This window comes from Mycobacterium sp. NGS45, from assembly GCF_059812645.1.
On record NZ_JCALDB010000020.1, the window covers coordinates 1 to 18,093 of the forward strand.

The window sequence follows — 18,093 nt, forward strand, 5'->3', positions numbered from 1 at the left end:
GCGGGCTGGCGCGTCTAACCGGTCATGTTGGAAGACTTCCTCCGTCGGCATGATGGCGTCATCACCTTGGCTCAGGCGCGCCAGGCCGGCTTGACCGACGACGTCGTCAAACGTCGAGTGCGTGCGGGTCGCTGGCGGCGCTGCGCCCGCGGTGTCTACTTCGTCGACGACCGACCGTTCACCGACGCGGCCCGGATCCGGGCCGCGGTGTGGGGCCACGGTGCCGCCGCCGTGGCCAGTGGCACCGCGGCCGCTTGGTGGCTGGACTTGGTGCCGAAGGCCCCGGACATCGTCGAGGTGACGTTGCCCAGATCCGCGCACAGTCGGGGTTCGCCGGGCACCCGGATTCGTCGTCGCGATCTTTCCGACGACGACGTCGTCGAACACCTGGGACTTCGGGTCACCACGGTCGAACTGACCGCCGTCGAAACGTCGATGAACGTGATGGACCTTGTGTTGCAACGGCATTCGGAACTCCCGCAGCTCTGGCGCGCGCATCTGCGCAACAAGGGCCGGTACGGCTCACCCCGGGCGCGGTTTCGGCTGCAGGCCGCCGGCGACGGCACGAAATCCAAGGCCGAGCGGATCTTCGCCGGCTTGCTCAACCGGGCCGGGATCACCGGTTGGGTTGCCAACCAGCCGGTGGGGCCCTACGTCGTCGACTTCCTGTTCCGCGACGCCAAGGTGGCAATCGAGATCGACGGGTTCGCTTTCCACAGCGAGACTGATGATTTCATTCGGGATCGGGCCCGGCAGAACTACCTGGTGCTGAACGACTGGCAGGTCCTGCGGTTCACTTGGTGGGATTTAATCGAGAACCCGGAACGGGTGATTGCCGAAGTCCGCCGGGCGATTTCGGTGCGCTAGGGGGTGCTGAGCGCCCGTAAACGCACCGAAATCACTCAGGAGCGGCGCAGGGTGACCCGGTAGGCGTACTGCTCGGGCAGGAACTGGCTGACCGCCAACTCGACCGGGGTGCCGGTGGAATCCGAGTACAGCCGATCCACCCGCAGCATCGGGTGCTGCACCGGACAGCCCACCGCGGCGGCCACCTCGGCGTCGGCCACACCCACCGTGATCGACTGTGCGGCTTCGGTTATCGGATGTGCAAGATGGGGCTCGAGCAAGCCGATGACGGTGTGCGCGCTGACCGCCCCGGTCTGCAGTTCGGGAGCGTCGAGCACCGGACCGGCGGCCGCTTCGGTCAGGTGCAGTCGGGTCAGTACGAATGGCACGCCGTCGTGCAACCGACGGAACACCACGGTGTAGACCACATCGCCGGCCGACCGCAGCCGGCCCGCGGCTTCGATGTCGACCCGGCGGCGCAGCCCGGTCAGGACTTCCAGCGTGGTGTCCTCGGACAGGCTCATCAGATCCTCGATCGAACCCAGCTGGCGCAGGTACCGCGGCGCGGACTCGGTGACGTAACTGCCCCGCCCCGGCACCCGGTACACCACACCCTCGGCCACCAGATCCTGGAAGGCTCGGCGTACGGTCTGCCGGCTCAGGCCGTACGCGGCGGCCAGTTCCGACTCGGTGGGCAACCGGCGGCCGTCGCGGTAGTCGCCGGCGGCGATCTGGTCGCGCAGCCGACCGCTGAGCATCCGATAGGCCGGATCGGGCCTCATCTCAAGTCAGCCCGCCTCGGGAGACCAACTGTGCGGCAATCACATTGCGCTGGATCTCGTTAGTGCCCTCGCCGACGATCATCAGTGGGGCATCCCGGAAGTAGCGCTCGACGTCGTACTCGGTGGAGTAGCCGTAACCGCCATGGATGCGCACCGCATTGAGCGCGATCTCCATCGCCACCTCGGAGGCGAACAGCTTGGCCATCCCGGCTTCCATGTCACAGCGCTCACCGCTGTCATAGCGCCGGGCGGCATACCGGGTGAGTTCGCGGGCCGCGGTCAACTTGGTGGCCATGTCGGCCAGATAGTTGCCCACCGACTGGTGCTTCCAGATCGGCACCCCGAAACTCTCGCGCTGCTGCGCGTAGGCCAGTGCATCCTCCAGTGCAGCCGCGGCCACCCCCAGCGCGCGGGAGGCGACCTGGATGCGTCCGGTCTCCAGGCCCTTCATCATCTGGGCGAAGCCACGGCCCGGTTCGCCGCCCAGGATCGCCTCTGCCGGCACCCGGTACCCGTCGAAGGACAGTTCGCAGCTCTCCACGCCCTTGTAACCCAGCTTGGGCAGATCACGCGACACCGTCAGCCCCGGCCCGTGCTCGACCAGCACCACCGAGATGCCCTGGTGCCGCGGCGTCGCTTCCGGATCGGTTTTGCACAGCAGCGCGATCAACCCGGAGCGCCGCGCATTCGAGATCCAGGTCTTGGCGCCGGTGATCACCAGGTCGTCGCCGTCGGCGCGCGCGACGGTGCTCATGTTCTGTAGATCGGATCCGCCGCCGGGTTCGGTCAAAGCCATGGTGGCGCGCAGCTGACCGGTCGCCATCGGCGGCAGGTAGCGCTGCTTTTGTTCCTCGGTGCCGAACAGGGTCAGCAGCTTGGCCACCACGGTGTGCCCGCCCATCGCACCGGCCAGGCTCATCCAGCCCCGGGCCAGCTCGGTGGTGACGTCGACGTAGCACGGCATCGACACCGGTGAGCCGCCGTAGGCCTCCGGCACCGCCAGCCCGTAGATGCCGATCTGCTTCATCTGCTCGATCCACGCCTCCGGGTATTCGTTGGCGTGCTCGACCTCGCGGACGGTGGGTTTGACGTCCCGGTCGATGAAGGTCCGCACCGTGTCGACCAGCATGGTCTCCTCGGGCGATAGCTCGGTGGTCACGATTGGCGGCCCTTCCCTGCGGGTACCTGTGCAGCGTGAAATGTACGGCCATATTCGCACAGGTACGGCAGCACGTACCATCAACCCGTGACTTTGTCCGGCCAAATCCCCGGTGGACCCTACTTCGACGACCTGAGCGTGGGTCAGGTCTTCGACTCGGCCCCGTCCATGACCCTGTCCGACGGCGTCGCGGCCGCGCACCAAGCGATCCTCGGCGACCGGCTGCGACTGCCACTGGACGCCGCGCTCAGCTATGCCGTCACCGGCACGCCGGGCGCACTCGCCCACCCGGCGCTGGTCTGCGACGTCGCGATCGGCCAGTCCACCCTGGTCACCCAGCGGGTCAAGGCCAACCTGTTCTACCGCGGCCTGCGATTCCACCGGTTCCCGGTGCTCGGCGACGCGATCTACACCCGCACCGAAGTGGTGGGCCTGCGGCAGAACTCGGCCAAACCCGGGCGGGCGCCGACCGGGTTGGCCGCGCTGCGGATGACCACGATCGACCAGGCCGACCGGTTGGTGCTGGACTTCTACCGATGCGCCATGCTGCCGTTGAGCCCGGACGCCGGTGACACCGGGCACGCCGACGACCTCGCCGGGATCGGCGCCGACCTCGGTCCGGCTCCAGACCCCACCGCCGACTGGGACGGCGCGCACTTCCGCGCCCGCGTTCCCGGCCCGCACTTCAGCCCGGATCTGGCCGGTGCGGTGTTGCACAGCACCGGCGACGTGATCAGCAGCGCACCCGAATTGGCCCGCCTGACCTTGAACATCGCTGCCACCCACCATGATTCGCGGGTCGGTGGTCAGCGTCTGGTGTACGGCGGGCACACCATCGGGTTGGCGCTGGCCCAGGCCACCCGGCTGCTGCCGAACCTGGTCACGGTGCTGAGCTGGCAGTCCTGCGACCACACCGGCCCGGTGCACGAGGGCGATACGCTCTACAGCGAACTGCATGTCGAATCGGCTACTGCGCGCGCTGACGGCGGCGTCCTGGAGTTGCGTTCGGTGGTCTACGCCGCCCCGGACCGACCGGTGCTGGATTGGCGTTTCTCCGCGCTGATGTTCTAACGGGCACAATCGCACACGTGGACTCAGTGCGCATCGCCGACGCCGTGTTGCGGCGCGTCCGGGAACGCTTCCCGGAAACGGATGCCGCCGCCTGGTTGACCGGCCGGGCCGCACTGCTCGGTTTGGTTGCCCGGGGCCGGGTGTCGCCCGGCGGCGCGACCCACCTGTTGCGCGCCGCCGACGGCTGGTGCGCACTCACGCTGTCCCGCGACGACGACATCGCCGCGGTGCCGGCACTGCTGGAAACCGACACCTGCGACGCGTTGGTGGCCGATCCTTGGCCGGCGGTGCAGCGCTGGGCCGCCGACTGTAGCGCCGACCAGGTCAGCGCCCGTGCGCAACTGCTCGACCTGCCGGTGGCTCGGCTCGCCGAGACCACCCCGAGGGCCCCGGTGACTACCCGTCTCGGCGCGCGCGGGCCGGCCCGCCGACCCGAAGGATTGTTGGTCGCCGACCTGACCTCGATGTGGGCCGGCCCGCTGTGCGGGCAACTGTGGGCCCGCGCCGGTGCCACGGTGGTCAAGGTGGAAAGCCCGCACCGGCCGGACGGTACCCGCCGCGGCAACCGCGCGTTCTTCGACTGGGTCAACGCCGAAAAACTGTCCTACGCGGCCGATTTCGACGCGGACGCTCGAGCTCTCGGGAAGCTGCTCGAAGCCGCCGACGTGGTCCTGGAGGGATCACGCCCGGCCGCGCTGAGCCGACGCGGTCTCGGGCCGACGCAGCGGCCGGGCCGCCCGGGGCGGGTGTGGTTGCGGATCACCGGTCACCCCGACGGCGGCCGGCGGGTGGCGTTCGGTGACGACGCGGCCGTCGCCGGCGGCCTGGTGGGTCGTGACGACGACGGCCCGGTGTTCATGGGCGACGCACTCGCCGACCCGCTCACCGGTTTGGAGGCCTACCGCGCGGTGACCGAATCGCTGGCCCGCGGCGGCGGCGAACTGATCGAGGTCGCGTTGGCCGCCGTGGCTGCCGACTACGCCCGCTACGCCACCGGTCCGGCCAGCGCAACGCCCGCCACCGCACCCCGGATCCTCAGCGCGGCAGCCGAACTGGGCGCCGACAATGCCGCCGTCGTGCAGCTGGTCGCCGCCCGCACCGAGGCGCCGTGCTGATCCGGCGGGCCACCCTGCTGAACGGCGCGGTGGTCGACATCCGGGTCGGGGACCGGATCGCCGACGTGGGCGAGCTCACCGCGATGCCGGGCGAGGACGTGCTGGACGCCGAATTCGGCACTGTGCTACCGGGTTTGCACGACCACCATGTGCACCTGCGGGCTGCGGCGGCTGCCGCCGAATCGATACGGGTCGGGCCGCCCCAGGTCGAGAACCGCGACCAGCTGGCCCGCGTCTTGAAAGGCGCCCCGCGCGACCGGGACGGTTGGGTGCGTGCGGTCGGCTACCACGATTCGGTGGCCGGTCCGCTGGATCGCCGGCTGCTCGACCAGCTTGGTCCGCACACTCCGGTGCGGGTGCAGCACCGCAGCGGCGCGCTGTGGGTGCTCAACTCCGCGGCGCTGATCTCGATCGGACGCCCCGATCACCCGGACGGTCGCTTTCTGCGCGGCGCCGAGGAACTCGACCTGGCGCTCCGCCCGCCCGCGCTACGCGGCCTGGGACGACGCTGGGCAGCCTACGGGGTCACCGGCGTCACCGACGCCACCCCGAACCAGACCCGCGGGGACATCGAAAGCCTTTCTGCTGCAGCCGAATCCGACGAGCTACCGCAGCGGCTTCACTGCATGGCACCGGCCCCCACCGCACCGGTCCCCGGTGTCGGTATCGGCCCGGCCAAACGCATCCTCGACGACACCACGCTGGATCTGGCGGAACTCACCGACTGGGTGGCCGCGACGCACGGCGCCGATCACCCGGTGGCGGTGCACGCGGTCACCGCAGCGCAACTGGTGGTCGCGATCGCGGCGCTGAGTGCGGCCGGTACGCACCGGGGGGACCGGATCGAGCACGCCGCAATCGTGCCGCCGGACTGCATCGCGGACCTGGTCGATCTGGGCGTCACGGTGGTCACCCAACCGAACTTCGTCGCCGAACGCGGCGAACAGTACCTGCGCGAGGTGCCGACCGACGAGCTGCCGTGGCTGTGGCGGGTCGCCTCGCTGCAGGCCGCCGGTGTGCGGTTGGCGTTGTCCACCGATGTGCCGTTCGGCGAACTGGACCCGTGGGCGGCGATGCGTGCCGCCGTGCACCGGCGCACCGCGTCCGGTGCCGTTCTGGGTGCCGCCGAACGTATTTCCGCACACCAAGCGCTGACCATGTTCTGCGGCCACGCCGCCGACCCGGCCCGGCCGCGACAGATCGCACCCGGTCAGCCCGGTGACCTGTGCGTGCTGTCAGCACCGCCCGCAGCGGTGCTGGCTGAACTGGATGCCGGACTGGTCAGCGCGACCGTGATCGGCGGCGAGCTGGTGCACTCAGTGCGGTAGCTCGCGGAACGCGGTCTCCTTGAACGGCTCGGGCTCCTTGGGCAGACCCAAGATCCGCTCACCGACGATGTTGCGCTGAATCTGGTCGGTACCGCCGCCGATCGACGTGAAATAGGCGTTCAGGGTGCGGAAGGTGACCCCGTCGCCGACCGGGTTCTCCGAGCCGGTCAACATGGACTCGGCGCCGATGATCTCGGTCTGCACCCGCGCGGTTTCGTGCAGGATCCGCGACATCGCGATCTTGCTCAACGCGAGCAGCGTGGCGGCCTGCATACCGCCGGAAGCCTTGGCGCGCTGATTGTTCCACTTGTTCACCGTGGCCAGCGCATCCATCCGGGCGATCTGTTGACGGATGTGGGCGTCATCGGCCTTGCCGAACTGGCGGGCCAGGTCCAGCAAGGTTTCCTTGGCCTGGCCGTCGCCGGACCTACGTGACGTGCGGGCCAGATCACCCATCAGGCGACGCTCGTAGCCCAGCGCGGTCTGCAGTACCCGCCAGCCGTCACCTTCTTCGCCGACCAGGTTCTCGGCCGGCACCACCGCGTCGGTGATGAAGACCTCGTTGAACTCCGATTCGCCGGTGATCTGGTGGATCGGCCGGATCTCCACTCCGGGCTGGCGCATCGGCATCATGAAGAAGCTGATGCCGCGGTGCTTGGGCACATCCCAGTTGGTGCGCGCCACCAGCAGGCCGTAGTCGGCGCTCTTGGCGAACGAGGTCCAGACCTTCTGGCCGTTGATCACGTAGTTGTCGCCGTCCCGGTCGGCGCGGGTGCGCAATCCGGCCAGGTCCGATCCGGCACCCGGTTCGCTGTAGAGCAGGCACCATTTCGATTCGCCGCGCAGAGACGGCGGGATCAGCCGCCGTTTCTGCTCCTCGGTGCCCTCGTCGTGCAGCGTGCAGGCGAACAGGTTGTGCCGGTCGTGTCCGGTGCCGGGGGCACCGGCGGCAGCGAACTCTGCTGCTGCAATTCGGGATTCGGGATCACTGAGGCCACGGCCGTACCATTCGGGCTCCCAGGACGGTGCGGTCCAGCCGGCTTCGAACAGCAGGTTGGCCCAGGTGGCGCGGTCCATGCCGGGGGTCCAGTGCTGGGCCAGGAAGGCCTGAACTTCAGCGCGGATGTCGGTCATCTCAGGCCTCCTGCAACCGTAGGTAGCGTTCCCGGTGAAGGGCGGGGTCGCCGAGCAACTGGGCGTCGGTGCGGGCCCGACGCAGATACAGATGCGCCGGATGCTCCCAGGTGAACCCGATCCCGCCGTGCACCTGGATGTTGGTGGCGGCGACGAACACGTAGGCGTCAGCGCAATAGGCATGTGCCAGCGCCAGATCCGAAGCGCGGCTGGGGTCTTCGCGGTCGAACGCAGCGGCGACGTGCCGGGCCGCCGAGACCGCGGACTCGGCTTCCAACAGCATGTCGGCGCACATGTGCTTGACCGCCTGGAAGCTGCCGATCGCACGGCCGAACTGGAATCGGGTGCGGGCGTACTCGGCACCCATTCGCATGGTCTTGGTCGCGCCGCCGGCCATTTCGGACAGCAACGCCACCGCGCCGGACTGCAGGGCGGACTCGAACGACGCTGCACCGGATCCGATTTCGCCGACCAACCGGGCCGGCGTCTCGGAGAAGGTGACGCGATGCAATTTGCGGGTCAGGTCGACGGTGCTCAGCGGCACGACCTGCAGACCGGCCGCACCGCGCTCCACCACGAACACCGCCGCGCCCTCGGTGGTGCCGGCCAGCACGTAGATCCGGTCGGCGACGCCGGCATCGAGCACGAAATTCTTCTCGCCGCGCAGCACCCAACCGTCGGCGTTCTGCTCGGCAGCCGTGGTCGGCACGGCGGGCAGCGCGGCCGCATTGCCTTCGGCAAAGGCCAGGCTGGTGAGCACCTCACCCGCGGCGATGCGGGGCAGCACCGTGCCGGCTTCGTCGTCGTCGCCGGTGGCGGTCAACAACGCCGGTGTCAGCACCGCGGTCGACAGGTATGGGCCGCACAACAGCGCGCGCCCCATCTCCTCGTTGACCACGCCCAGTTCGGCGTAGCCGGCGCCGGCGCCACCGAACTGTTCGGGAACGGTCAAGCCGAGCAGGCCCATCTCGGCCATATCGGCCCAGGAGGTCACGTCGTGGCCGGTGTCGGTGGCCATCAGCGCACGCACCTGCGCCTCGTCGGAATGCTTGCCCAGCAGCGCGCGTACGGCCTCGCGCAGGGCCTTGAGTTCAGCGGACATCGGTCAATCCTGTCGATCTGTGGTCGCAAAGCGCCGTTTCAGGCTGTGGCATTGGGCGTCGAAGAAACTGCGGGTGACCCCGGCGCGCGGAGCGATCATGTCGAAACCGTGGAAGGCGCCCGGGATGATCTCCACCTCGGTCGGCACACCGGCCGCGCGTAACCGCTCGGCATAGGCCAGGTCTTCGTCGTGGAACAGGTCCAGGCTCCCCACGCCGATCCAGGCCGGCGGCAGACCGGCCAGGTCGGCGCGCCGGGCCGGCACCACCTGCTCGGGGTCGGCGGTGCCGAGGTAGGCCGACCAGCCGAGTCGGTTGCTGCGCGCATCCCAGAGCCGAAATCCCGGGTTGTCCCCGGTCGTGGTCCGGTCATCGAGCATCGGATACACCAAATGCTGTGCCAGCGGGCGTATTTCGCCGGCGTCGCGCACCCGGAAGGCCAACTGCGCGGCCAGCCCGCCGCCGGCGCTGCCGCCGCCGATCACGATTTGCTCCGGATCGACCGACGGCAGCGAAGCCAGCCAGGTCAACGCGGCGTAGCACTCTTCGAGCGCCCGCGGGTACGGATGTTCGGGGGCCAGGCTGTACTCCACCGCCGCGACCGTGATGCCCAACCGGTCGGCGAACCCGCGGCACAGCGGCGCGTCCTGGGCCGCGGTGCCGATCACGTAGCCACCGCCGTGGATCCACAGCATCGCCGGACCCGGCGTCGCCGTGGGGTGCGCCGGCCGGTACAGCCGCACCTCGACGCCGGCTGCCGTGGTCAACACCACGGCGCCGTGCGTCCGGAACTTGCGCTGCACGCGCCCGGCGACCCGGATCAAGGGCAGCGTGGCGGTCCGAATCGGGGACCGCGGCACGAGCCGGGTCATGTTGCGCAGGTCGGGGTGGATGTCGGTGGACGTCACGGGGTCACCCTACTGGCGCCGTTCAGCGGTGGGCCGGGGGTGACGGTTTAGGCACCGGACCGCCAGCCGGGATCCCGCCGCCAGGAACATCGCGTGGTTGCTGCTCGTCGGTCATGGACATCCCCCGATCTGAATATCGCCGAGCGCAGCCTATCGGCAGCGAAGTTTGCTCGGGCGGTCGTGTCAGATCAGCCCGGACGGCCAGTGAAAGTGGCACACCGTGCCACTTTCGCGTTTGCTGGATGGCTGGGCCGGGGACGTTTTCGCAGCAAACTGGCAGCGTTACAGAGTCCTGCGTAGTTGTTAGCGTGTTCGGTGCTTTCCGCCAGGTCGGTTCGGAGTACGCTCACGCCATGACGGTTTGCCCGGAAAATGAAAAGTCGGGTACGACGGTGCGAGATTGCGCCACCTGGATGCTGCACGCGCGCCCCGCCGACTATCTGCTCGCAGCCGGCAACATCGCCGAATCGCTGCCGGTGGTCGGCAAGCACTTCCAGCAGCTGAACTGGTACGCCGCGCTGGGCATGTGGGGCAGCCGGCACGCACCGCACCTGATCACCGCGGCCGCCAAGTCGTGGTTCACGCCGGGCATCGGTGAGATCCGCAAGGCCGAGCGCGACCAGACCCACGCGGTGGCCGACGCCGCGCTGCGCGGCCTGGTGCCGGCCGCCGATCTGGCCATCGAATGGCCGCAACCGGAGGGTGCCCCGCCGCTGCTGAAGGCGCTCGAGCATCGTCGGCATCTGCACCGCTCGGCGGTGCAGTACGGCCCAGAACCAGGTCAGGTGCTCGACGTGTGGCGCCGCGACGACCTGCCGGGCGACGCGCCGGTGCTGATCTTCCTGCCGGGTGGGGCCTGGGTGCACGGCGGACGGATCCTGCAGGGCTACGCCTTGATGTCGCATCTGGCCGAGCTCGGCTGGGTGTGCCTGTCGGTGGAGTACCGGGTCGCGCCGACGCATCCGTGGCCGCACCATATCGACGACGTCAAGACCGCGATCGCCTGGGCGCGGGCCAACGTCGACCGGTTCGGCGGTGACCGCGAGTTCGTGGCGATCGCCGGCTGTTCGGCCGGCGGGCATCTGGCTGCCCTGGCCGGTTTGACCGCCGACCATCCCGACTATCAGCAGCACCTGCCGGCCGGTTCGGACACCTCGGTGGACGCGGTGGTGGGTATCTACGGTCGCTACGACTGGGAGGACCGTTCCACCAAGGAGCGGGTCGGGTTCGTCGACTTCCTGGAACGCGTCGTGGTCAAGCGCCGGATCGACCGGCACCCCGAGGTTTTCCGCAAGGCCTCGCCGATGGCGCAGATACATCCGGACGCGCCGCCGTTCCTGGTGCTGCACGGCACCGCCGACTCGATCATCCCGGTCGAGCAGGCCCGCGCGTTCGTCGATCGGCTCCGTACCGTGTCCCGCTCCGAAGTCGGGTATGTTGAGCTGCCCGGTGCGGGCCACGGCTTCGACATGACCGACGGCGCGCGCACTGGGTCGGCGGCGACGGCAATCGGTTTGTTCCTCAACCACATTCGCCGGAGCCGCACCGCCATGAAGGCAAAACGGGTCATCTGAGGCGCGCCGCGCTTGTAGGGTTTCCCGGCAGGAGGGGAAACGTTTGCAGAGCGGGCGGCTATGAAGAGACTCACCGGGTGGGACGCGTTCCTGCTGTACACGGAAGCGCCCAATGTGCACATGCACACGCTCAAGATCGCGATCGTCGAATTCACCGATGCCCAGCGCAGCTTCGGCATCGACGACTTCCGCCGTGTGATCAACGCGCGGCTGCACAAGCTCTACCCGCTGCGCTATCAGCTGGTCGACATCCCGTTCAAGTTCCATCACCCGATGTGGCGGGAGAACGTCGAAGTCGACCTGGAGTACCACGTCCGGCCGTGGACGCTGCCGGCCCCGGGCGGGCGACGCGAGCTCGACGACGCGATCGGTGAGATCGCGTCCACCCCGTTGGACCGCAGCCGCCCGCTGTGGGAGATGTACTACATCGACGGTTTGGCCGACGGCCGCATCGCGGTGGTGAACAAGATCCACCACGCGCTGGCCGACGGCGTGGCCGCGGCCAACCTGCTGGCACTCGGAATGGACCTGCAGACCGGGCCCCCGGACGACCGGGAGAACTACGAGACCGACCCCGCGCCCAGCAAGACCGCGCTGGTGACCTCGGCGTTCAAAGACCACTTCCGGCACGCAGCGCAGATCCCGTCGACGCTGGCCTACACCGCGGCCGGGATCAACCGGGTGCGACGCAGTACCCGCAAGCTCGGCCCGGACCTGACCATGCCGTTCACCCCGCCGCCGAGTTTCATGAACCACGTGCTGACCCCGGAACGTCGGTTCGCCACCGCGGCGCTGACTCTGGAGGATGTCAAGGAAACCAAGGCCGCGCTGGGGGTTTCGATCAACGACCTGGTGCTTGCGCTGTCCGCCGGGGCGTTGCGCAAGGCCGCGTTGCGTTACGACGGGCACGCCGACAACCGGCTGCTGGCCTCGGTCCCGGTCAGCTTCGACTTCAGCTCGGACCGCATCTCCGGCAACCGGTTCACCGGGGTCATGATGCCGATCCCGATCGACATCGAGGACCCGCTGGAGCGGGTCCGGCAAGCCCACGACGACGCCATCCTGGCCAAGGAGACCAACCACCTGATCGGCCCGGAACTGGTCAGCCGGTGGTCGAACTATCTGCCGCCGGTGGGGATCGAAGCCCTGTTCAAATGGCTGTCCAGCAAAGACGGTCAGAACAAGGTGCTGAACCTGAACATCTCGAACGTGCCGGGGCCGCGTGAGTACGGCCGGGTCGGTGGCTCGCTGGTCACCGAGATCTACAGTGTGGGGCCGCTGACCGCGGGCAGCGGCATCAATATCACGGTCTGGAGCTACGTCGACCAGCTCAACATCTCGGTGATCACCGACCTGAAGTCGGTGCACGACGCCCATGAGATCACCTCAGCGATGGTCGATGACTTCGTCGAAATCCGCCGGGCAGCCGGGCTTTCGCAGAAACTGACGGTGCTCGACAAGGTGATGCCGCCGGCCTCCTAGCCGGCCTGGCGGCGGGCCTGCACCCAGGACAGGAACGCCTCGATCGCCTCGGCGGTGTAGTGCCCGCGCGGTGAGCCGAAGATGTCGAACGCGTGCTGGGCGTGCGGGATCTCCGAGTAGGCGACCACGTCCTTGGAGTGCGCGCGCAATGCGGCGACGAATTCGCGGGCCTCCGGCACCGGGATCAGCGAATCGTCGGTGCCGTGCAGCACGAAGAACGGCGGCGCGTGCGGGCCCACATGGGCGATCGGCGAGGCGTTGCGGAACAGCTCCGGGTCATCTTCGAGTCGTTCCTTGGCGATGAACCGCTGCAGGATCTCCATGAACTCCGCCCGGCCGGGGCCGCCCGTGGAGAACCAGTCGTAGCGGCCGTACACCGGGACCGCCGCCACCACCGAGGTGTCGGCGTCCTCGAAACCGGGCTGGAATCGCGGATCGTTGGGAGTCAGCGCGGTCAGCGAGGACAGATGACCGCCGGCTGAACCACCGGTGATCGCAACGAAATCCGGGTCGCCCCCGTAGTCGGAGATGTTCTCCTTGATCCAGGCCAGCGCGCGTTTGACGTCCACGATGTGGTCCGGCCAGGTGTTGCGCGGGCTGACCCGGTAGCCGATCGACATGCACACCCAGCCGCGTTCGGCCAGATGACTCATCAGCGGATAGGACTGCGGCCGCCGCATGCCGATCGCCCAGGCGCCGCCGGGAACCTGCAGCAGCACCGGGGCCTTGGCGTCCCGGGGCAGATCGCTGCGCCGCCAGATGTCGGCCAGGTTGGCGCCGCCGTACGGCCCGTAGCTGATGGTTCCGGCCTGTTGGACGTAGCGGCGACGGGAAAAGCCGGTGGCGAACACCCCGCCGTGCTTGCGTAGCTGCTCGACGGCCGGCTGCGAACTGGCTGCCGTCTCGCGGTAGTTCTCCGGCAGCGCCGCGCGCAGCCCGGCCTCGAAGTAGGGTTCGGATTTGACGTTGCGGCGCATCAACACGCCGAGCAGTACCCAGCTGATCACGTTCAGCACCAGGGCGATTCGGCCACGGCGGCCGATGAAGTCGCCGCGGATCCCGCGCCGCAACGCGTCGGCGGCCGAGCCGGCCAAGAACAGCGGCGCCAGTTCGGTGGTGGGCCAGCCGAAGGCGAACGCCGGGATGCTGAGATAACCTCGGCGAGCCAGTGGTTTGATGCCGTTGGCCGCGTTCAACAGTTCGGCGGCGGCACGCGCCAGGGTCCGGTTCGCTCGTGGGTTTCGGCTCACGCAGTCTCTTCCGCTCGGGCTTGCAGCTCGCGGCGCAGCACCTTACCGGTGTTGTTGCGGGGCAACTCGTCGAGCACGATCACCGCGCGCGGCACCTTGTAGTTGGCCAGGTTGTCGCGCACGTGCGTCTTGAGCTCTTCGGCTGTGGCCGAGGCATTCTCACGCAGCACCACGAACGCCACCAGGCGTTGGCCGTACTTCTCGTCGTCGACGCCCAGCACCGCGGCTTCGGCCACGTCGGGGTGGCCGGTCAGCGTCTTCTCCACCTCGATCGGGTAGACGTTCTCGCCACCGGAGACGATCATCTCGTCGTCGCGGCCGATCACGAACAATCTTCCGGCCGCGTCGAAGCGGCCCAGGTCCCCGGAGGCCATGAACCCCTCATGGAACTGCTTGGTGGCGCCGGAGGTGTAGCCGTCGAACTGAGATCCGTTGCGCACGAACACCTGTCCGACTTCACCGACGGGCACGTCGCGCAGCTCGGCGTCCAGGATCCGGACCTCGGTGCCGACGGCGGGCCGGCCGGCGGTATCCGGCGCGGCGCGCAGATCGGCCGGGACGGCGGTGGCGATCATGCCGGCCTCGGTGGCGTTGTAGTTGTTGTAGATGATGTCGCCGAACCGGTCCATGAACGCGGTGACAACGTCGGGACGCATCCGGGAACCCGAGGCGGTGGCAAACCGCAGCGACCGACCGCTGTAGCGGTCCAGCACGTCGTCGGGCAGATCCATGATCCGGTCGAACATCACCGGCACCACACACAACCCGTAGGCCCGGTGCCGGTCCACCAGTTCCAGGGTGGCTTCCGGGTCGAAGCGGCGTCGGGTGACCACCGTGCAGGCCATCGACGCGGCGAACACCAACTGGGAAAAGCCCCAGGCGTGGAACATCGGCGCCACCACCACGACGGTCTTGTCGGTGTGCCACGGCACCCGGTCCAGGATCGCCTTGAGCTCGGCCAGGCCGCCGCCGGAATGCTTGGCGCCCTTGGGCGTTCCGGTGGTTCCCGACGTCAGCAGGATCAGCTTGCCTGGCGTGGCCGGCGGTTCCGGACGCTGACCGGTGTGCGCGTCGATCAACCGCTCCACCGTGCAGTCGTGGGCCAGCGGGTCGTCGGTCCAGCCCACGATGCGGCGGGTGGCCGGACGGTTGGCCAGGGCACGGTCGACGGTGGCGGTGAACTCCTCGTCGTAGATCACCGCGTCCACGTCTTCGCGTTCGACCACCTCGGCCAGGGCCGGCCCAGCGAACGACGTATTCAGCAGCAGCACGTTGGCGCCGATCCGGTTGGCCGCCACCAGGGAGTCGACGAAGCCGCGGTGGTTGCGGCACATGATGCCGACCGTGCGCACGCCGAGGGCCTGCAGGGCGTCGCCGAGCGCGTCCGCGCGTCGATCCAACTGGCCGAAGGTCAACGCACCCAACTCGTCGATCAGACCGACCCGATCCGGCGAGCGTTGCGCTGACATCGCGAAACCGCTTGTCACCGAACGCCCTTCGCGTGCGCCGGCGGCCATGATCCGCAGATACTTGTCCGGCCGCATCGGTGCGATCATGCCGGCGCGGGCCATCGTGGCCACCAGCTCGGCGGCTTGACCGGCTGCGCTGGCTGCGGCGCCGATCCGGGACAGTCCGGGGAGTTCGACCACGATCAGCCGATCACCGGGAAGTTGCGCTCATCGGCCAACTCGTCGAGCGCGGCCTGCATGACGTTGCGGACATGAGCATCGACCTCGTCGATATCGGGGTCCTCGCCGAACTCGGCGACGATGTCGATCGGTTCCAGCACCCGCTGCACGATCTTGCTGGGCAGCGGCACGTTGAGCGGCAGCACCGCCGACAGCCCGAACGGGAACCCGAAGGACACCGGCAAGATCTTGGCCCGGAAGAACTTGTCCAGGCGCAACAGCTTGGCCAGCTCGGTGCCGCGGGTCAGATAGATCTGGGTCTCCTGACCACCGATGCCGACCACCGGCACGATCGGCACCCCGGCGTTCAGCGCGGCGCGGATGTACCCGGTGCGGCCGTCGAAGTCGATCGTGTTGCGCGCGGTGCTGGGCCGGTAGGCGTCGTAGTCGCCGCCCGGGAAGACCACCACCACACCACCGGAACGCAGTGCCTCGCCGGCATTCTCGTGATTGGCCTTGATGAACCCGGTCTTGCGGAAGAAGTTCGCCGTCGGCCCGGTCAAGACCAGGTCGAAGGTCAGCGTGTACACCGGGCGGTCGTACCCGTAGCGCTCGTAGAAGCCGGTCGCAAACACCGGTACGTCGAGCGCGAACATGCCGCCGGAGTGATTGGACACCACCAGCGCGCCGCCGTCCGGGAAGACCTCGAGGCCGCGTACCTCGGAGCGGTGCCACCCCTTGATCAACGGACGCAGCAGACCCATCACCTTCTCGGTGAGGCCGGGATCCCACTTGGTGATCTCACCCGTGGAGATCTCGGTGCCGTCGTCGTTCGTCGAGCTCACGGGGCCCCCTGAGGCTGAATTGGAACGTGTTCTAGTTTTGATCGTACCGGGTGGGTGTAAGGACGGGTCGGGTAGTCAGCCGACGTGCTTACCGTACCGTTTACGATGACGGGCGTGAGCGACGAATCCACTGAACCCGCAGTCCTCGTTGAGCAGCGCGATCGCATCCTGCTCATCACGATCAACCGGCCGAAGGCCAAGAACGCCGTGAACCTGGCGGTCAGCCAGGGGCTGGCCGACGCAATGGACCGACTCGACGCCGACCCGGGCCTGTCGGTGGGCATCGTCACCGGAGCCGGCGGCTCCTTCTGCGCCGGCATGGACCTCAAGGCGTTCGCCCGCGGCGAACGCTGCGACATCGACGGCCGCGGCCTGGGCTTCACCCAGCGCCCGCCGGACAAGCCGCTGATCGCCGCGGTGGAGGGCTACGCGCTGGCCGGTGGCACCGAGGTCGCGCTGTCCTGCGACCTGATCGTCGCCTCGCGTGAATCCGCGTTCGGCATCCCCGAGGTCAAGCGCGGCCTGGTGGCCGGCGGCGGCGGCCTGCTGCGACTGCCGCAGCGCATCCCGTATGCCATCGCGATGGAGTTGGCCCTGACCGGCGAGAACCTGTCCGCCGAGCGGGCGCACGAGCTGGGCCTGGTCAGCGCGCTGACCGAGGCGGGCGGCGCGCTGGACGGCGCGATCGCGCTGGCCGAGAAGATCACCGCCAACGGCCCGCTGGCGGTCGCGGCCACCAAGAAGATCGTCGTGCAGTCGCGGTACTGGGGCGACGAGGAACAGTGGACCGAGCAGATGAAGATCCTCGGCCCGGTGTTCGTCTCCAACGACGCCCGCGAGGGCGCGACGGCGTTCGCTGAGAAGCGGGCGCCGAAGTGGACCGGCACCTGAGCCGATTCGCACGCCGGCCCGGACACCGCGCTGCCGGTGTTTTCGGATGCGGTGTCGGAAACTCGCTTGACCTCAACCGCGGTTGAGAAGCGAGGATGGGGGTATGACTGCCGAGCTAGTGGCGGCCGAACCCCGGCCCGACGTCGCTGACTACCTGGCGCGGATCGGCTATCCGGGGCCCGTAGAGCCGACCTACGACACGTTGTGCGCCCTGATCGGCGCGCACCTGTCGCACATCCCGTTCGAAAACCTCGACCCGCTGATGGGCATCCCGGTCGCCGATCTGAGTGCGGCGGCATTGTTCGGCAAGCTGGTGGCGCGGCGCCGCGGCGGCTACTGCTTCGAACAGAACGGCCTGCTGGCCTATGCGCTGGCCGAACTCGGCTATCAGGTCGAGTCGCTCACCGGCCGGGTGGTGTGGATGAAACCCGATGGCCTGGATGCGCCGCTGAGCGCGCTGACCCACCAGGTGCTGGTGGTGCGCGTCCCCGGGGACGCCCGCCGCTACCTGGTCGACGTCGGCTTCGGCGGGCAGACCCTGACCGCGCCGATCGAGTTCGTACCCGACGTGGTGCAGCAGACCCCGAACGAGCCGTACCGGATCGGCCGGTACGGCGCCGGGTACTTCCTGGAGACGTTGATCGGCGACAGCTGGCGGCCGCTCTACCTGTTCACCGACGAGCCCCGGCCGGCCATCGACCTGCAGGTCGGAAGTTGGTATGTGTCAACGTATCCGGAGTCGATCTTCGTCGTCGGCCTGAGCGCTTCGCTGCTCGTCGACGGCGCCCGGTGGAATCTGCGCGGCCGCAACCTGGCCATCCACCGGCCGGGTGCGCCGTCCGAACAGGTCCGCTTCGACACCGCGACCGAGGTGCTCGACGTGCTGATGAACCGATTCGGTCTCGACGTCGGCGGACTCGGCGACGTGCACGCCCGCATCACCGAGGTGCTCGACACCTGAGTGCCTTGCGATTTCGGTG

At 68.7% G+C, this 18,093-nt stretch carries 16 protein-coding genes; 8 read left to right on the forward strand and 8 right to left on the reverse strand.

Annotation, left to right across the window (positions count from 1 at the left end):
* The first annotated feature begins 24 nt into the window (after positions 1-24).
* Entirely contained in the window at positions 25-867 is an 843-nt protein-coding gene (locus AC5Y3P_RS17310) for an endonuclease domain-containing protein (RefSeq protein WP_500047156.1), read from the forward strand.
* Positions 868-902: 35 nt separating this feature from the next.
* Here the strand turns inward: AC5Y3P_RS17310 and AC5Y3P_RS17315 are convergent, their stop codons facing one another.
* Both AC5Y3P_RS17315 and AC5Y3P_RS17320 read right to left on the reverse strand, forming a co-directional pair.
* Positions 903-1,628: a GntR family transcriptional regulator gene (locus AC5Y3P_RS17315; RefSeq protein ID WP_500047157.1), complete on the reverse strand. Its 726-nt coding sequence runs from the start codon at positions 1,626-1,628 to the stop codon at positions 903-905.
* A gap of 1 nt (position 1,629) precedes the next feature.
* Positions 1,630-2,787, reverse strand: coding sequence for an acyl-CoA dehydrogenase family protein (locus AC5Y3P_RS17320; protein WP_500047158.1), 1,158 nt, complete (start codon positions 2,785-2,787; stop codon positions 1,630-1,632).
* A gap of 168 nt (positions 2,788-2,955) precedes the next feature.
* Here AC5Y3P_RS17320 and AC5Y3P_RS17325 point away from each other — a divergent pair, with 168 nt between their 5' ends.
* The 3 genes from AC5Y3P_RS17325 to AC5Y3P_RS17335 are packed head-to-tail and all read left to right on the forward strand — an operon-like array spanning position 2,956 to position 6,301.
* Positions 2,956-3,858, forward strand: coding sequence for a hotdog family protein (locus tag AC5Y3P_RS17325; RefSeq protein WP_500047231.1), 903 nt, complete (start codon positions 2,956-2,958; stop codon positions 3,856-3,858).
* A 26-nt stretch (positions 3,859-3,884) separates the two neighbouring features.
* Positions 3,885-4,973 carry a CoA transferase gene (locus AC5Y3P_RS17330; protein ID WP_500047232.1) on the forward strand — a complete coding sequence of 363 codons (1,089 nt, stop codon included), beginning with the start codon at positions 3,885-3,887 and terminating at the stop codon, positions 4,971-4,973.
* The gene (locus tag AC5Y3P_RS17335) at positions 4,967-6,301 is read left to right on the forward strand and encodes an amidohydrolase family protein (protein WP_500047159.1); all 1,335 of its coding nucleotides are present in this window, start codon (positions 4,967-4,969) and stop codon (positions 6,299-6,301) included. Before AC5Y3P_RS17330 ends, AC5Y3P_RS17335 begins: the two co-directional genes overlap by 7 nt.
* On the opposite strand, the gene AC5Y3P_RS17340 is transcribed toward AC5Y3P_RS17335, so the two are convergent.
* From AC5Y3P_RS17340 to AC5Y3P_RS17350, 3 genes are read right to left on the reverse strand one after another with little or no spacing between them, the layout of a single operon-like run.
* Positions 6,290-7,435 (reverse strand): acyl-CoA dehydrogenase family protein, encoded by a 1,146-nt coding sequence (locus AC5Y3P_RS17340; RefSeq protein WP_500047160.1) that lies wholly within the window; start codon positions 7,433-7,435, stop codon positions 6,290-6,292. The two genes, AC5Y3P_RS17335 and AC5Y3P_RS17340, sit on opposite strands and share 12 nt — an antisense overlap.
* Position 7,436: 1 nt before the next feature.
* Complete coding sequence (locus tag AC5Y3P_RS17345) at positions 7,437-8,537, reverse strand: acyl-CoA dehydrogenase family protein (RefSeq protein WP_500047161.1); 1,101 nt, start codon at positions 8,535-8,537, stop codon at positions 7,437-7,439.
* Between the two features lie 3 nt (positions 8,538-8,540).
* On the reverse strand, positions 8,541-9,443 hold the full coding sequence (locus AC5Y3P_RS17350) for an alpha/beta hydrolase (protein ID WP_500047162.1): 903 nt from the start codon (positions 9,441-9,443) through the stop codon (positions 8,541-8,543).
* A gap of 353 nt (positions 9,444-9,796) precedes the next feature.
* On the opposite strand from AC5Y3P_RS17350, the gene AC5Y3P_RS17355 reads away from it, so the two are divergent.
* Positions 9,797-11,017 (forward strand): alpha/beta hydrolase, encoded by a 1,221-nt coding sequence (locus tag AC5Y3P_RS17355; protein WP_500047163.1) that lies wholly within the window; start codon positions 9,797-9,799, stop codon positions 11,015-11,017.
* Positions 11,018-11,077: 60 nt separating this feature from the next.
* On the forward strand, positions 11,078-12,499 hold the full coding sequence (locus AC5Y3P_RS17360; protein WP_500047164.1) for a WS/DGAT/MGAT family O-acyltransferase: 1,422 nt from the start codon (positions 11,078-11,080) through the stop codon (positions 12,497-12,499).
* Here the strand turns inward: AC5Y3P_RS17360 and AC5Y3P_RS17365 are convergent.
* The 3 genes from AC5Y3P_RS17365 to AC5Y3P_RS17375 are packed head-to-tail and all read right to left on the reverse strand — an operon-like array spanning position 12,496 to position 16,141.
* Positions 12,496-13,749, reverse strand: coding sequence for an alpha/beta hydrolase (locus AC5Y3P_RS17365; protein ID WP_500047165.1), 1,254 nt, complete (start codon positions 13,747-13,749; stop codon positions 12,496-12,498). The two genes, AC5Y3P_RS17360 and AC5Y3P_RS17365, sit on opposite strands and share 4 nt — an antisense overlap.
* Positions 13,746-15,371 (reverse strand): acyl-CoA ligase FadD12, encoded by a 1,626-nt coding sequence (gene fadD12, locus AC5Y3P_RS17370; protein ID WP_500047233.1) that lies wholly within the window; start codon positions 15,369-15,371, stop codon positions 13,746-13,748. The genes AC5Y3P_RS17365 and fadD12 overlap by 4 nt, the downstream gene beginning before the upstream one ends.
* A 29-nt stretch (positions 15,372-15,400) precedes the next feature.
* On the reverse strand, positions 15,401-16,141 hold the full coding sequence (locus AC5Y3P_RS17375; protein WP_500047234.1) for a 1-acyl-sn-glycerol-3-phosphate acyltransferase: 741 nt from the start codon (positions 16,139-16,141) through the stop codon (positions 15,401-15,403).
* A gap of 186 nt (positions 16,142-16,327) precedes the next feature.
* Between AC5Y3P_RS17375 and AC5Y3P_RS17380 the strand changes: the two genes are divergently transcribed.
* Together AC5Y3P_RS17380 and AC5Y3P_RS17385 are read left to right on the forward strand one after the other, a co-directional pair.
* Positions 16,328-17,113 (forward strand): crotonase/enoyl-CoA hydratase family protein, encoded by a 786-nt coding sequence (locus AC5Y3P_RS17380; RefSeq protein WP_500047166.1) that lies wholly within the window; start codon positions 16,328-16,330, stop codon positions 17,111-17,113.
* 103 nt (positions 17,114-17,216) lie between these two features.
* A complete protein-coding gene (locus tag AC5Y3P_RS17385; protein WP_500047167.1) occupies positions 17,217-18,074 on the forward strand; it encodes an arylamine N-acetyltransferase family protein in 858 nt (285 codons plus the stop codon).
* The last annotated feature ends 19 nt before the right edge of the window (positions 18,075-18,093 follow it).

Bases quoted from the DNA above. Each gene is read 5' to 3' on its own strand.
- AC5Y3P_RS17310 (WP_500047156.1), top strand. From the start codon at position 25: ATGTTGGAAGACTTCCTCCGTCGGCATGATGGCGTCATCACCTTGGCT.
- AC5Y3P_RS17315 (WP_500047157.1), bottom strand. From the start codon at position 1,628: ATGAGGCCCGATCCGGCCTATCGGATGCTCAGCGGTCGGCTGCGCGAC.
- AC5Y3P_RS17325 (WP_500047231.1), top strand. From the start codon at position 2,956: ATGACCCTGTCCGACGGCGTCGCGGCCGCGCACCAAGCGATCCTCGGC.
- AC5Y3P_RS17340 (WP_500047160.1), bottom strand. From the start codon at position 7,435: ATGACCGACATCCGCGCTGAAGTTCAGGCCTTCCTGGCCCAGCACTGG.
- AC5Y3P_RS17345 (WP_500047161.1), bottom strand. From the start codon at position 8,537: ATGTCCGCTGAACTCAAGGCCCTGCGCGAGGCCGTACGCGCGCTGCTG.
- AC5Y3P_RS17355 (WP_500047163.1), top strand. From the start codon at position 9,797: ATGACGGTTTGCCCGGAAAATGAAAAGTCGGGTACGACGGTGCGAGAT.
- AC5Y3P_RS17360 (WP_500047164.1), top strand. From the start codon at position 11,078: ATGAAGAGACTCACCGGGTGGGACGCGTTCCTGCTGTACACGGAAGCG.
- AC5Y3P_RS17375 (WP_500047234.1), bottom strand. From the start codon at position 16,141: ATGGGTCTGCTGCGTCCGTTGATCAAGGGGTGGCACCGCTCCGAGGTA.
- AC5Y3P_RS17380 (WP_500047166.1), top strand. From the start codon at position 16,328: ATGACGGGCGTGAGCGACGAATCCACTGAACCCGCAGTCCTCGTTGAG.
- AC5Y3P_RS17385 (WP_500047167.1), top strand. From the start codon at position 17,217: ATGACTGCCGAGCTAGTGGCGGCCGAACCCCGGCCCGACGTCGCTGAC.